Origin of the sequence: Clostridioides sp. ZZV15-6598 (genome assembly GCF_020657705.1) — a bacterium.
Lineage (GTDB): Bacteria > Bacillota > Clostridia > Peptostreptococcales > Peptostreptococcaceae > Clostridioides > Clostridioides difficile_F.
In genome coordinates this window covers 1-13,185 of record NZ_JAGWCS010000112.1, presented here as the reverse complement: position 1 = coordinate 13,185, position 13,185 = coordinate 1, and the positions used below count along the sequence as shown (strand labels likewise).

The 13,185-nt window shown below is 27.8% G+C and carries 15 protein-coding genes and 1 other RNA gene; 11 read left to right on the top strand and 5 right to left on the bottom strand.

Translation table 11 applies throughout. The annotated features are described in order from the left end of the window. Nucleotides 1–99: 99 nt before the first annotated feature. On the bottom strand, nt 100–327 hold the full coding sequence (acpP, locus tag KGF50_RS16700) for an acyl carrier protein (RefSeq protein WP_227434025.1): 228 nt from the start codon (nt 325–327) through the stop codon (nt 100–102). A 171-nt stretch (nt 328–498) separates the two neighbouring features. On the opposite strand from acpP, the gene KGF50_RS16695 reads away from it, so the two are divergent. The 5 genes from KGF50_RS16695 to ccpA all read left to right on the top strand — a co-directional run bounded on the left by KGF50_RS16695 (nt 499) and on the right by ccpA (nt 3,050). Beyond that, nucleotides 499–924 (top strand): hypothetical protein, encoded by a 426-nt coding sequence (locus KGF50_RS16695; RefSeq protein WP_227849115.1) that lies wholly within the window; start codon nt 499–501, stop codon nt 922–924. Between the two features lie 47 nt (nt 925–971). Continuing rightward, nucleotides 972–1,178 (top strand): hypothetical protein, encoded by a 207-nt coding sequence (locus KGF50_RS16690; protein WP_009888870.1) that lies wholly within the window; start codon nt 972–974, stop codon nt 1,176–1,178. Nucleotides 1,179–1,359: 181 nt separating this feature from the next. Next, on the top strand, nt 1,360–1,539 hold the full coding sequence (locus KGF50_RS16685; protein WP_227827025.1) for a hypothetical protein: 180 nt from the start codon (nt 1,360–1,362) through the stop codon (nt 1,537–1,539). Between the two features lie 34 nt (nt 1,540–1,573). Next, complete coding sequence (locus KGF50_RS16680; protein ID WP_227849114.1) at nt 1,574–1,780, top strand: hypothetical protein; 207 nt, start codon at nt 1,574–1,576, stop codon at nt 1,778–1,780. A gap of 247 nt (nt 1,781–2,027) precedes the next feature. Beyond that, nucleotides 2,028–3,050, top strand: a complete 1,023-nt coding sequence (gene ccpA / locus KGF50_RS16675) for a LacI family transcriptional regulator CcpA (protein ID WP_413926825.1) — start codon at nt 2,028–2,030, stop codon at nt 3,048–3,050. Between the two features lie 123 nt (nt 3,051–3,173). Here the strand turns inward: ccpA and KGF50_RS16670 are convergent, their stop codons facing one another. Next, nucleotides 3,174–3,584: a hypothetical protein gene (locus tag KGF50_RS16670; protein ID WP_227827028.1), complete on the bottom strand. Its 411-nt coding sequence runs from the start codon at nt 3,582–3,584 to the stop codon at nt 3,174–3,176. A gap of 211 nt (nt 3,585–3,795) precedes the next feature. Here KGF50_RS16670 and KGF50_RS16665 point away from each other — a divergent pair, with 211 nt between their 5' ends. The 3 genes from KGF50_RS16665 (at nt 3,796) to KGF50_RS16655 (ending at nt 6,381) form a co-directional block, all read left to right on the top strand. Next, entirely contained in the window at nt 3,796–4,689 is an 894-nt protein-coding gene (locus KGF50_RS16665) for a hypothetical protein (RefSeq protein ID WP_227849112.1), read from the top strand. Nucleotides 4,690–4,806: 117 nt separating this feature from the next. Then, nucleotides 4,807–4,987: non-coding RNA, 6S RNA (ssrS, locus tag KGF50_RS16660), on the top strand. Nucleotides 4,988–5,172: 185 nt separating this feature from the next. After that, nucleotides 5,173–6,381 carry a hypothetical protein gene (locus KGF50_RS16655; RefSeq protein ID WP_227849111.1) on the top strand — a complete coding sequence of 403 codons (1,209 nt, stop codon included), beginning with the start codon at nt 5,173–5,175 and terminating at the stop codon, nt 6,379–6,381. A 101-nt stretch (nt 6,382–6,482) separates the two neighbouring features. Here KGF50_RS16655 and KGF50_RS16650 read toward each other — a convergent pair whose 3' ends face one another. Further along, a complete protein-coding gene (locus KGF50_RS16650) occupies nt 6,483–7,805 on the bottom strand; it encodes a polysaccharide biosynthesis protein (RefSeq protein ID WP_227849110.1) in 1,323 nt (440 codons plus the stop codon). 50 nt (nt 7,806–7,855) lie between these two features. Continuing rightward, nucleotides 7,856–8,650, bottom strand: a complete 795-nt coding sequence (locus KGF50_RS16645; RefSeq protein ID WP_227849109.1) for a histidinol-phosphatase HisJ family protein — start codon at nt 8,648–8,650, stop codon at nt 7,856–7,858. 109 nt (nt 8,651–8,759) lie between these two features. Between KGF50_RS16645 and KGF50_RS16640 the strand changes: the two genes are divergently transcribed. The 3 genes from KGF50_RS16640 to KGF50_RS16630 are packed head-to-tail and all read left to right on the top strand — an operon-like array spanning nt 8,760 to nt 11,856. Next, nucleotides 8,760–10,205, top strand: a complete 1,446-nt coding sequence (locus KGF50_RS16640; RefSeq protein WP_227849108.1) for a PLP-dependent aminotransferase family protein — start codon at nt 8,760–8,762, stop codon at nt 10,203–10,205. Nucleotides 10,206–10,232: 27 nt separating this feature from the next. Next, on the top strand, nt 10,233–10,442 hold the full coding sequence (locus tag KGF50_RS16635) for a DUF896 domain-containing protein (RefSeq protein WP_227849107.1): 210 nt from the start codon (nt 10,233–10,235) through the stop codon (nt 10,440–10,442). 19 nt (nt 10,443–10,461) lie between these two features. Continuing rightward, the gene (locus tag KGF50_RS16630; RefSeq protein WP_227849106.1) at nt 10,462–11,856 is read left to right on the top strand and encodes an aminopeptidase; all 1,395 of its coding nucleotides are present in this window, start codon (nt 10,462–10,464) and stop codon (nt 11,854–11,856) included. 182 nt (nt 11,857–12,038) lie between these two features. Here the strand turns inward: KGF50_RS16630 and KGF50_RS16625 are convergent, their stop codons facing one another. Beyond that, nucleotides 12,039–12,944 (bottom strand): selenium metabolism-associated LysR family transcriptional regulator, encoded by a 906-nt coding sequence (locus KGF50_RS16625; RefSeq protein WP_227849105.1) that lies wholly within the window; start codon nt 12,942–12,944, stop codon nt 12,039–12,041. Between the last annotated feature and the right edge of the window lie 241 nt (nt 12,945–13,185).

Sequence of the window (13,185 nt, the reverse complement as noted above, 5' to 3'; positions counted from 1 at the left end):
AAGATGTGTATAAAGGACCGGACTAGTCTGTGTAAACTTCTAATAGAAATATTAAGTAGAAGTAGACACAGACTATTTATATTTGTAGAAAAAATGATATTATTTGTTTTCTTCGATATATTTACATATATCACCAATACATTTAAAGTTTTCAGCTTCCTCGTCTGGTATTTCTATACCAAATTCATCTTCAAGAGCCATTATAATCTCAACAGCATCTAATGAATCAGCTTCTAAATCTTCCATTAAAGATGCTTCCATAGTTATTTCATCTAAATTGTCTAACCCTAATTGTTCTGCTATTATTTCTTTTATTTTTTCAAACATTTTAAGCCTCCTACAGCAGTTTTAATTAATTTTAATGTTAGTTTAATATAATATCAAAAATTTTTCAATATGGAATTAGTAAAAAGTAATAAAATTTTATAAAGGTAGTAATAAAGTCTTATTTAATGAATAAACTTTATTGATAACAAATATAACTTAGGAGGAAATGCTATGAAATATGTAGGCTTATTACTAACATCAGTAGGAATATTTTTACTTATAGCAGTAAATTTTTATTATAATTCAATAACTTTAGATATGCAACAAATAGAGGATTATGTAATGGAAACGAATTTAATTCTTGAAGATGTAGCAGAAAAGGAAAATTATGTATCTAATGAAAAAGAAGATTATATATCAAGATTAATGCATGTAAAGAAAGGGATAGAGAATTCAAAAACATCCTTCTTGATAGAAAGATATAAAGAATACAAAGTAAAATCAATAGAAAGTTTAATTTACACTATATCAGAAGAAAAAAAGGATTATTTAGATGAAGTTGATAGATACAATAAATTGGGAGAAAAAGAAATAAATAAATTAATTAATAAAAACTTTTTAGAAGTAACTTATCTGTCTATTACTACATATATTTAATTAAAGAGACAAAAGTTAGTCTCTTAATGATTCAAGGAGGATTAGTTATGACAAAATTAGAAGACAATATGGAACGTTTCTTTGGAGGATGCGAAGGATTTTTTGGTAATAAAATGTTGATAATAATAGTTATAGTATTCTTATTATTATGTACAGACATTTTAGAAGACTTATTATGCGATGACAATATATGGATATGGGTTATATTAATAGTATTGTTGTTATTTAACTTCGATGATGGTTGTTGTTGCTAAAAAATATTGATTATTAAATAGGCGGAACCAGTAACTTATACAAGTTATGGTTTTGCCTTTTTTAGTTAAGATAAAAAAATTAAAAAAAATAATAAAAATACATTAGCAAAATGGAAACCAAATGCATAGTATATGTTAGGAGCGAAAAGCTCAACAAAATATCAACAGGAGGTAACGTGGAATGTTAGATAGATTCTTTGGAGAAGATGGATGTTTTGGTGGAGGAGGATGGTGGATAATCGTACTATTCTTCCTATTCTTAGCTTTTGGAGATAGCTGGGCAGAATTTGACATAATGGCATGGATTCCATTCCTAATAGTTTTATTAATACTTTGCTGCTGTAGTGGATGCTTAGATTAAGGGTAGCAGTTATTAAAAAAAGGAGGGTTTTATTATGTTAGATAGATTTTTTGGAAACGATGGATGTTTTGGTGGAGGAGGATGGTGGATAATCGTATTATTCTTCCTATTCTTAGCTTTTGAAGATTGTTGGAAAGATATCGATATAATGGCATGGATTCCATTCTTAATACTATTATTAATAACTTGTTCATGTGGTGGATTCTTTGATGGTGATGATGGTTGTGGCTGCGGCTGCTAAAACTAAACTGTTAAAGTGAAAAAATGCTGGTATGTTTTATACCAGCATTTTTTTATTTTATTTTTTAATATGATTTAAATTAAGAATGAATATTATTAAAATTGTTGAATATAGGGTATAATATAAAATATAATGTATTTAAATGTACTTGCTTTTATGGTAAAATAAGGACTTATATAAATATAGTTAAAATAAGAACCTGTATAAATTTGGTTCAGATTTAGATAAATTCAGCAAAATTAGGAGGATGAAAATGAAAAGTAATATAACGATAAAAGATGTTGCTAAACAAGCAGGCGTGTCAATATCTACAGTATCTAGAGTTATAAATGATTCAAAACCTGTGACTGATGAAGTCAAACAAAAAGTTTTAGAGGTTATAAAAGAAACTGGATATATACCAAATCCACTTGCAAGAAGCTTAGTAACTAAGAAGAGTCAATTAATAGGTATAATAGTTCCAGAAGTTTCAGATTCTTTTGTTAATGAGGTATTAAACGGAATAGAAGAAGTTGCTAAAATGTATGATTATGATATTCTTTTAGCTAATACATACTCTGATAAAGAACAAGAATTAAAGAGTATAAATCTATTAAGAGCAAAACAAGTAGAAGGTATAGTTATGATTTCATGGGTAGTTGAACAAGAGCATATCAATTATATACAAAATTGTGGCATACCAGCAACATATATAAGTAAAACTGCTAGAAATTATGATATATACACAGTAAGCACTAGCAATAAAGAAGCTACTTTTGATATGACAGAACATCTTATAAAGAAAGGTCATGAAAAGATAGCTTTTATAATGACAAGTAAAGATGATACTGTTTTAGAAATGGAAAGACTTTCAGGCTACGAACAAGCACTTTCAAGTAATAATATAGAGTTGGACAAGAGTTTAATCAAATATGGTGGAACTGATTATGAAAGTGGATACAATAGTATGAAAGAATTATTGGATGAAGGAATAATACCTCATGCAGCTTTTGTTACAGGTGATGAGGCTGCCATAGGAGCTATAAATGCTATCTGTGATGCTGGATATAAGGTTCCAGAAGACATATCAGTTGCAGGATTTAATGATGTTAAGATAGCTAAAATGTATAGGCCTAAACTTACTACAGTTTATCAGCCTTTATATGATATGGGAGCAGTAGCGATAAGAATGGTTATTAAATTAATAAATAAAGAATTAATTGAAAATAAGAAAATAGAATTACCTTATCAAATTATTGATAGAGAAAGTGTTATAGAGAGAAAGAAATAAAATCATTAAAGTGAATCAGGTAGTGTTTAAAACACTACCTGATTTTTAATTTAAATAATATGCAATTTAAAATATTTTAATTAAAAATAATAGTTTTAAGCTTTAAAAGTAGTTTATTTTTGTTTATTCATGAGGATTGGATTTTTTAGTTTTCTTAAATATACTCTTAGATTTTTTTTGTTGATTATTTGGTGTATTTTTTGGTGCAGGTGTATTTGATTTACCTTTAGTAGGTTGTTTAGTCTTTTTAGTTTTGGTAGTTTTAGCAGGTTTAGTATCTCTTTGAGTCTCTGCATCTGATATTTTATCCATTATAGTATCTAATTTTTTACGTTGATTGTCATCTAAAAATGCTTTGAATTTTGATACTACTTCCTCTCTTCCATCTAGGTTTTTACCTATTTTTATAAGTTCCTCCATAAGTTCACTTTCTGATTTTCCTTTGTAATTATCAGCAATCTTTTCTATCTTATCCTTGTCAATATTTTTTTGCTTAGCCATCTTTTCTAATGAATCTGTATCTATTTTTTTCATAAAAAAACCCCTTTCTATAAATATATATTGAATTATATTCATACTATTTATATATAGAAATAATATTGAAGTGGTGAGTTCTGAGTGATATATAATATAAATAAAAATTCTTATAGATAATATATATGCACTGAGCTTTAAAAATGGAACATTAAAATATGAAAAACATACTTTAATATAGGGCAATTATATAATATAAGGGGGAATTGTCTTGAATAACTTACTATTTTTGATTGGAGTGATTGCATTGAGTAATGGTAATATCTCTATATTTGATGATAAAGATAAATCAAAGAAAAATAATAGAGTTAAAAAAAACAAAAAAAATTCAAATGAGAAATTATCAAAAGCTATACATGAAACTTTAAGATTTGATGCAAATGATATAAAAAGAGGTTTAAGACTTATGGATTTGAGTGAAGAAGATCTAGAAATGGGAATGGAAATAATAACAAGAACTAAAAAATATATGTCAAGAGATGAAAGGAAAATACTAGTAAAAATAGAAAGTATTTTGGACCTAGTTAGAGGTATAAAGAAACTTAACAATATAGATGTTGTAGATGTTGAAGAGGAAACAGATTTTTTTAGAAAAATGGATAGTGAAGACAAAAAAAATATGATGATAAAAGAAATTATAGATGTATTTCCGGAAAAGAGAAAAAATTCTGTTGAAAAGGCTATAGGAATGAAAAAAAAGATAGATTTATTTGCAGAATTGTTTTTACCTGATGATTTTGGAGAAGGTGGATTTAGTTTAAGTTCTTTGGCAAATATAAATAATCTAGGCAGTATGAATAATCTTAAATTGCTAGGAACTCTTTTAAGAGGTGATGATAGCAATAATGATGATGAGGATGAATATGAAGATAATAATGAAGAATTTGAAGATGAAGAGTCAACCTATGAAGATGAAGAATTAGATTATGAAGATGAAATAGATGATAATGAAGAAGAATTAATGGAAGATGAAGAAACAGACTATGAATATGCAGAAAACGATGAAAATATAGTGTATGATGAAGAATTGTATGATGTTAATGAACACAAACATGAACATAATCATAGTGAAAAAAATACTAGAAGTAAAGCTAAGAGAAAGTGATAATTAACTAAATACATAAAGAAAAAAGGAAGAAAAAGTAATACTAGAATAAGATTATCTCAATTACTATATAAAACCACTTTAAAAAATTCAAAATTTATTATATAATAATAATATGAAATCCTGAAACATACGATAAGGCTTTTTTAAATTCAACCTACAAATGAAATACGGGAGACCGTGTCTAGTAAATTATAACATGCCTGTTTAGTTTGGACGTTAAAGGTTACTGGCAAGTCACCCACCTGGGAGTGCCTAGGGTGTGAATTTACTTAGCCACCGGTGTTTCGGGACAAAAAAAGTGCTACTATTTTAAATAGTAGTACTTTTTTTTATTAAAATGCATTTTTCTACCCAATATACTTAATTATATATAAACTTAAAAAGCAAAAGTAACAAATGATATTATAAGTGCATAGTATTAATTAGGCTATAAAAAGCCGAAGACTTAATAAGAATCGCTTACAGGGAGGGCAATGAAAAATGCAAGATTACAAAAAAAATAAAAAAAGAATGCTAAATCAGCCAATGTCTACAATGAATGAAGAAGAAGTGTATACAGATGAAATAAGTTCAGATGATATGAGAGGATTCAAAAAATCACATCATCATAATGGATGTAACAATGATAATAATTGTGATTGTCATGATGATTGTAAACCATGCAATCCATGTAAACCTAATCCATGTGATCCATGTAAACCTAATCCATGCGATGACAATTGTGGATGCCATGATAAGTGCAAATGTGATTGTGAACCATGTCAAATGGATTCAGATGAATGTTTTGAAAACAAATGTGGACCAAACTGCTGTAATCCTATATCTCCAAGAAACTTTTCTATAGCAAATGCAGTTCCATTTGCAATAGAAGCTAATAGAATCTTTGATACTATGCAATTCCAAACATTTACAGATGCAACTGGACCAAATGGAGAACCATTAACTTTTGAAACAGAAGTAGTAGAAGTATTTGGTTCAGTTCCAAGTGCAGGTAGAGCAAGTGTAACTATAGACAAAATATGCTTAAGTAATGATGGAATAGTTATTGACACAGGAATGACAACTTTAGAAGATTTTGAATTGGAACCATTAGGAGATATAATAGGAAGAAACTGTGAAACAACTTTTGAATATGCAGTATGTGGAGAAAGAAACGCTGAATGTTGTAGACAAGGAAAAGGCAAATCAGTAGCTTATAAACAAAGAGGATTAACTGTAGCAGTTCGTAATCTAGTATTAGAACTAAGAGGTAGATGTGGATGTACAGAATTCGTTGCATTAGCTTTCCCAGCAGTCAGAGCAGGAGGTGGATGTAAGAGAAGAGTTGATTTTGTAGAATTTACTTTTAACACACTTTCAGCACCAATATGCTTGCCAGCTGATGGAAGAGCTGTCACTTTAAGACAAGAATTCCAAACTAATTTAACAGTTGATTGTATAGGAAAATCTATATTAAAATTAGAATGTAGAGAAGGTTGTGATCCTTTCTTTGAATTAATCATACCAAATGATATAGATTTAGTACTTTGCTTACAAGAAACAGTTAGCACATTAATAAGTGAACAAATAGTAGTTTTAGCATCACCAAACCCAATCCAACCAAGACTTGTTGATACTTTCTCTAAAGTATGTGATTTTTCGCAATGTGGACCTAATCAAGGAAATGAAAATTCAGGTTGCCACAGATAGATAGGTAGATATATAGACAGTTTAAATTATAAATAAAAATCATTTAAGGAAGGCTACCAATAGTAGACGATTTACATTGGTAGCCTTCACGTTATTTATAATTAATGCATAGATTTTATAGATTTAAAAAGTACTATAGTATGTAATAAACAAGTAAATATTGATACTATTGTCATTGTGTATATGTATGCATAAATATTAAGCCCTGGAATAGGAAGAAATACATATAGAGCTATTAGCTGAATTAACATACCAGTGATAGTATTTATACTTGAAGCTAATTCTTTTCTGATTGAATGTAAAATACCAGATAGCGTTTGATTTAGTGACATAAATAGTGGTACTAAAAACATAGCTTTTAAATATTCTCCAGCAAGTTTGTTTTTAAATACTAGTATACATAAATCTTTTCCAAAGAAATAAAAAAATACTGATGATAGTATACCTACAAATAAAGTTAGGAGTACAGAATACTTTATTTTTTTTAGGACACTTTTACGTTTTCTTAAAGCCATTTCTTGTGATATAGTAGGTATCAAATTTACAATAAGTGCTGAGCCAACAGTAAATGGTAAAAATATAAATGGCATTACCATTCCACTAACGACACCATACATGCTTAATGATTGTTGATAAGTCATTCCTGATAACGCTAATCTTGATGGTATCATCATAGAGCTAATAGATTGTAAAAGTATGTTTGACATTCTATTGCAAGTTATGGGTATAGACATTTTTAATGTTTCCATAGAAGAATTATAAAAATCTTTTATACTTATAATATATTTATTGTCAAATGAAGAATCTCGACATAGACATATGAGCATAAATATGATATTACTCAATTCACCAATAGATATACCTAAAAGAGCAATATAACAGTTCATAGACTTATCATTTACATACATAACGAGTAAAAAAACAAATAGAATTTTACCCATCTGTTCAATAATTTGTCCAATAGCAGGGACCTTTACGTTCTTTATGCCATAGTAATACCCCCTAAGTACATTTGAAAGTGTTATTATAACTATAGCAGGACAAACTGCTAGGATAAATAAATTCAATTTAGGGTCTTTTAGAAACTTAAGTGATAAAAAAGAACTATTGAAAGATGCAACTATAGATATAATTAATGCTACAAAAAATGATATATATAAAGTTGATATAAATAAAGCATTAGTGTTGTGTTTATCATTTAAAGCTTTTCTTTTTGCAACTAGGCAACTAAGTGCAGTAGGTATTCCAGTTGTTGTAACAGCTAAGCAAATCATTAAAAAGTTAAAAATCATATGATAAATACCTAGACCTGTTTCGCCCAAAGCTCTTGATAAGAATATTTTATATAAAAATCCAAATATTCTCACGACAAAGTTAGACATAAATAAAATAACTGTTGATAGTACTAAATAAGGTACTTTCAAAAAAATCACCTCCTTATCTTTTAAATATATTCATAAGGAGGTGTAAAAATTTATAATTTTATAAATTCTGGCTTCATTTTATTAAATTTAGATACATATTTAAATCCCATATTTTTTAGCAATGAATATATGTAATCAAACTCGTATGCAATTTGACTTACATGATGTGAATCTGAGCCTGTAGTTATGATTTCTCCTCCTAAATCTTTATACATCTGAAGAATATATCTAGATGGAGTTAGGTCTGGCAAGTTGTATCTGTAGCAAGATGTGTTTATTTCAATACCTTTCCCATCATAGATAGCTTGTTTAAGAGTTTCTTCAATTATATCTGAAAATAGTCTGTCATCTAAGATAGTATCATAAGGTGCATATCTTTTAATTAAATCTAAATGCCCTAAAACAGAGTAATCCTTATAGTTTTTAACAATATTATACAAATAAAGGTAGTAATTCTCATAGACCTCATGCTGAGTCTTACCTTCAAAATAGCTACCAAGGTATAAATCGATTGTATCTATAGCATGAATAGAGCATATTATAAAATCTAGCGGATATTGATGAGCTTCTTTTCTGTATGTATCTATTAATTGAGTTTGGACTCCAAATTCAACCCCTTTTTTTATTGATATTTTATCTTTATATCTATTTTCAAGAGTTTCTAGACTTTTAAAATAATCTTCGTAGACAATCGAAAAAGAATCATCAGTATAAACATCATAATCGACATGGTCTGTGAAACAAATTTCATTTATACCAAGGTCTATAGATTTTTTTATCATTTCTTCCATTGTAGATTTTCCATCAGTAGAGAAACTTGAGTGCATGTGATAGTCGTAAAACATAAATATTTCCCCTTTTTATAAAAATTTTGGTATTATATATACATACTAAATAATATCAAATATATGCAAAAGCATCAATAAAATATAAAAACAATAAGCGGTGATAAATGTGGAAAAATACAAAATAGATTTAAGTGAAAGGAAGTCAACTAAATATATACAAATATTTAATCATATAAAGCAGTTAATAATAAACAAAGAACTAGTTGAGCATGAAAAACTTCCACCAATAAGAAAGTTATCAGATTTTTTAAATGTAAATAATACTACTATAGTTAAAGTATATGAGCTTTTAGAAAATGAAGGATATGTATACAAAATTATAGGAAGTGGAACTTTTGTATCAAATTCAAATTCTTATAAAAATGGTATAGATAAAGGGAAAAACAAGAATATTAGGCAAAGAGATGATTTAATCCATTTCGATAATGGAAATCCATCTAATGATATGTTTCCCATAGATTCATTTAAAAATGCTGTGAACATGGCACTGTCCAAAGATGGAAGTTCAATATTTGATTATGATGAAGGTTTAGGCTCTGAGGAATTAAGAGAAAAGATGGTAGAGTATTTAAGTGATGAAAATATAAGTACTACTAAAGAAAATATTCAAATAATCTCAGGAGCACAGCAAGGTATAGATATAGTTTGTAAAGGTCTTATAAGTTATTCAGATGTTGTTTTTATGGAAGAGCCATCTTATAATGGAGCAATTGAAGTATTTAAAAGTAGAGGTGCAAAAATAATATCTATACCTATGTTAGATGATGGAATTGATATAGGTATTTTAAAACTAAAATTGGAAAAAATAAAACCAAGACTTATATATATTATGCCTAATTTTCAAAATCCAACAGGTATATCTTATTCAACATATAAAAAAAAGAAGTTAATAGAATTGGCAGAAGAACATGATTTTTATATAATTGAAGATGATTTTATAAGTGATTTTATATTTGACTCAAAAGACAACAGAACAGTCAGAAGCTATGATGATAAAAATAGAGTAGTATATATAAAGAGTTTTTCAAAAATACTTATGCCAGGTTTAAGAATAGGTATTGTAGAAATGCCAAACGAATTATTAAAAAAAGTTTTATGGGCTAAATATTCATCAGATATATCAACTCCAGGTCTTATTCAAAAATCAATGTACTACTATATGGAGAATTTTAATTGGAAGAATTATTTGAGTCAAATAGAGAAAATATATACTGATAAATACAAGTTAGCAAAAAGCTTGATTAATGATAAATTGAGTGGTAAATTAAAAGTTAGAAAATCTTGTGGAGGGATAAACTTTTTTTTAGAATTGCCAAGAGGATATACATCTCAAAGCTTTACAAGTTTTATGTTAAATAAAGGGGTATCGATGCTTCCAGGAACTTATTTTTTTGATAATCTAGTGGACGATAGATTTTTTAGAATAAATATAGCTCGTCCAAGTATGGAAGAATTAGAAAAGGGAATATCTATAATAAGTGATAATATAGAAGAGTTTTTTTGTGAATATAAAAATAGATTAGATATAAAAAGTAATAAATTATTTTATTAATAAATAGAGGTCTTTTAGGAGGAAAAAATGTTTGACAAGAAGAAATTAGATAGGATTAATGAATTAGCAAAGAAAAATAAAGAAGGAACTCTTTCTGATGTTGAAATCAAGGAAAGAGAGATTTTAAGAAAGGAATATTTAGAAAATTTTAGAGCTCATTTTAAATCAAGACTTGACAGTGTGAAAGTAGTCTCACCAGAGGAATATGAACAATATATGAAAAATAATAAAAATTAAAACTTAATAGGAGGAAAACATGGACTTAAAGCATGAATTTAAGAATGCATGGGAAATTGAAAAAAAAGAAAATGCTATTGAACAGATTATGGAATATGCTCGCAATTATATGGATTTTTTAAGTAAATCAAAAACTGAAAGACTTTCAGTAAAAGAAATTATAAAATTGGCTAAAGAAAATGGTTATATTTCAATAGATGAAGCTATGGAAAAAGGCAGTGTAAATCATGGGGACAAGATTTATGCTATAAATAAAGAAAAAGCAGTAGCACTTTTTGTAATAGGTAAAAACTATATAGAAAAAGGTATGAAGATTATAGGTAGTCATATAGATTCGCCAAGATTAGATTTAAAACCAAACCCATTGTATCAAGAAGCTAATCTAGGTTTTTTTAAGACTCACTACTATGGAGGAATTAAAAAATATCAATGGACAGCTATTCCTCTTGCTTTACATGGAGTAGTTATATTAAATGATGGTACAAAGGTAGATATATCTATTGGTGAAGAAGATAGTGACCCAGTATTTTGTGTAACTGACTTATTGGTTCATTTAGCTGGAGACCAAATGCAAAAGAAATTGTCAGAAGGAATTAGTGGTGAAGCCTTAAATGTATTGATAGGAAATATGCCTTTAGATGGTGAGGAAAAAGAACCTATAACAGCAAATATATTAAAAATTTTAAATGAAAAATATAGTATAGTTGAAGAAGACTTATTAAGTGCTGAGATTGAAGTAGTTCCAGCTGGGAAGGCAAGAGATTTGGGGTTTGATAGGTCAATGGTATTAGGATATGGTCATGATGATAGAGTATGTTCATATGCTGCTGTAAAAGCTATACTAGAGACTAGACAACCAGAATTTACTTCAGTTACATTATGTGTGGACAAAGAAGAAGTTGGTTCCCAAGGAAATACAGGTATGCATTCAAAGTTTTTTGAAAATACTGTAGCTGAGTTAATAGCTTTAGAAGGAGATTACTGTGATATTAAGGTAAGAAGAGCTTTGGCAAATAGTAAAGTATTATCAGCTGATGTTGCAGCTGGATATGACCCAAATTTTGGTGAGGCATATGAAAAGAGAAATTCTGCATATATGGGAAATGGAATAGTTTTAAATAAGTATACTGGTTCGAGAGGTAAGGGTGGCTGTAACGATGCTAATGCTGAGTTTATATCAGAAGTAAAAAGAATTTTTAATGAGGGAAATGTAGTATGGCAAACTGCTGAACTTGGGAAAGTGGACCAAGGTGGAGGAGGAACAATAGCCTACATCCTAGCAAATCAAGGAGCAGAGGTTATAGACTGTGGTGTTGGTGTTTTAAATATGCATGCACCACATGAGATTGTTTCTAAAGTAGATATATATGAAATGTACAAAGGATATAAGGCATTTTTTAATATAAACTTATAAATTTAATATATAATAGTATAAGTAATAAGTAATAAGTAATAAGTAATAAGTAATAAGTAATAAGTAAATAGAGTAGTATTATACTATGCTCATTAATTAAATGAACATAGTATAATACTACTCTATTTATTTTATTATTTAATAGTTTATAATTTAAATTTGAGTGTCATGTATTAAAATTATTATATTATGATTTCAAAGTACTCACATAGTCTGTTTAGAAATTTATCTTCTAATGGAGAAAAAGTTTTCTTTTTAGAATAAATAAAGAAAAATTTTCTTGTAAAATCAACATCTTTTATTTTGTAGCATTTTATTTTGCCTGCATTTAGATAATCAATAGCTGAAATATATGATATAAAAGATACACCAAGGCCTAATCTAACCATTTCTTTAATGGCTTCATTTGATTCTACATGAGCTATTACATTTAATTTGTTTACCGGAAAGTTATTTTTGCTAAGTGTGTTTAGTATTAAGTTTCTAGTACCAGAGCCTTCTTTTCTCATAATAAAATTGACAGAAGCCAATTCTTCTATATCAATGTAATTATTCTTGTTATCAATTTTAAAATCTGAAGGAGTAATAAGTACAAGTTCATCATCTAATAAGTCTAGATATTCGATTTGAGGATTGTTGATTTTAGAACCAACCAATCCAAAGCTTATCCGTTCATTTAAAATTTCTGATATAGCGTATTGAGAATCATAATGGCTTATGGAAAATTTTACATCTGGATAACTCATAGAAAAATTCTTCATAAAATCAGGTAGAATATAAGTTTCAGGGATAGAACTACATGCTATATCTATAATACCTTCTATTTTACCTGAATATTCTTTTATATCGTAAATTGCACGTTTACAGTTGTTTAATATATATATAGCGTGCTCGTAAAGAATTTCACCAGATTTTGTGAGTGTAATAACTTTGTTGCTTCTGTTTATAAGTACAGTTTCTAACTCTCTTTCTAAATTTTGTATGTGTGCACTTACAGTAGGTTGAGTTAAAAAAAGTTCTCTTGCAGCTTTTGAAAAACTTTGATGTTTTGCAACAGCAACAAATACTTCGAGTTGTTTAAAATCCATTATTTAATCCTCCTTAAATTATCTAAAACTATTATAACATATTTGATAAATTAATAGTTAAAGGGGATTTTTGAAATAGAAAACCTTAAAATGTTTATGGAGTTTTTGATTGTTTAGGAATAATTTGGTATAATGTTATAAGGATATTTACCTCAAGTATCTTGTAAATTGAATTTTCAAAATTCAACTTTAAAATGTGTTTTGTTACAAAAAAATTACAAATAGCTTCTTAATCTTATTA